The following is a 1451-nucleotide window of genomic DNA, read 5'->3' as shown; positions in this document are numbered from 1 at the left end:
CACCTGACGGTGGATCTGGTGGGCCGGGACCGGGCGATGGACCAGGTGTCGTGGTGGGCGGATGCCGCCCCGGTGCAGTTGGTGCACGAGCTGACCCATCAGCTGGGCCTGCGCGACGAGTACCGGGACGCCGACTCCCCGCACCGCCCGCACATTCTCGGCAGCCTGCTCGGCGACCTCGACGCGGACCCGGAGGAATCCTCGCCGGCCGCGGCCGGTCTGCGCGACCGGCACCTGGCCCTGCTGGGTGCGCTGATAGGGGACGTGACCCAGGCGCCGGAGCAGGCCGGTCTCAGCTTCGCGGAGGCGCGGGGCGCGGCCGTCCCCGACACGCGTGAGGCGGTGTGGGTGGATCCGGTGTCCCTGCCCCGGTCCGCCGACGACGCCACCACCGGGGCAGACGTTCCCGCCCGGATGCTGCGGGGTGAGGGTCTGAGTCCGTTCGGGTCGGATAATTTCACGTTCACCAACCTGAACTATGACAATGAGGCGTACCTGGGCAAGGCGGTTCGTGTCATCGAGGCGTTGCGCGTTCATGCCATCATCCGTGAGTACGTCGGTGGCCGTCCGGTGCGGATCACGTTGCACGTGCGGACGACGGAGACGCCGGCGGATGTGATCGATCTGGACGTGGCTCGGCAGAGTGCGGCGATGCGTGCTCTGGAGGCTGCGGCCGTCTCGGGTGATGACGAGGCGGCCGGGGCCGCCCAGCGGGAGCTGGCGGATGCTCTGGCGGACAGGCCTGCGGCGGAGATGCGCGGGGTCGAGATCAATCTGGCGAGTTACTACTTCGAGAAGTACGACATCGGTTACATCATGGGGATGCTGGCGCATGAGATCGGTCTGCATCCGTTGGCTTCGGCGCGGGACGGTCTGGGCAGGGACGAGGCCGACAACAGGGGGGTGGCGCAGCGGGTGCCGGGTCTGCCGGCGAACCGTGTGATGAACACGGTGGATGCGGGGCAGGCGGACCACGTCATGGCGGCTTCCCCGGAGCGGATGCGGCACCGGATCTACCGTGATGTGGTGGTGGAGATGGCGCGTGTCCTGGCGCAGCAGGCCGACAAGCGCCAGAACAGTGCCGTCGCGAAGGACGTCACGGATCTGTTCGACACGTATCTGATGGACGTGGCGACGATCGCGGTGACCAATGACCACCGGGCACGAGCTGCCTGGGAGCCCGCCAACACGGCCAGGGTCTACAACGCCTACAAGGAGCTGCTGCGCGAACAGCTGGCGGGCGCCCCCGCGCTTCAGGCACTCCTGCCCCCCGACAAGAGCCGGTGGGGTGTGCTGGGTGACTTCGCCCAGCTCACCGCGAGTGTGGGGACGAACAACCGCGGCGACAGCATCCAGCGGCCGGCCCCGGCCTACGAAGCCCGCCCCCGGCTTCCGCAGAGCACTGCTCGGCAGTCCGAGGACGCCCAGAACGAGGTTCCGCTCCCCGCCCG

1 protein-coding gene is annotated in these 1451 nt (G+C 69.3%); it reads left to right on the top strand.

Going from position 1 to position 1451, the window contains the following annotated elements; all coding sequences use genetic code 11:
- The coding region (locus tag AB0N31_RS36505) for a hypothetical protein (protein WP_366062842.1) at positions 1-1451 on the top strand (1451 nt) is incomplete at both ends.

Origin of the sequence: Streptomyces sp. NPDC051051 (assembly GCF_040682975.1) — a bacterium.
Classification (GTDB): Bacteria; Actinomycetota; Actinomycetes; order Streptomycetales; family Streptomycetaceae; genus Streptomyces.
This window is presented reverse-complemented; position numbering and strand designations above follow the sequence as displayed.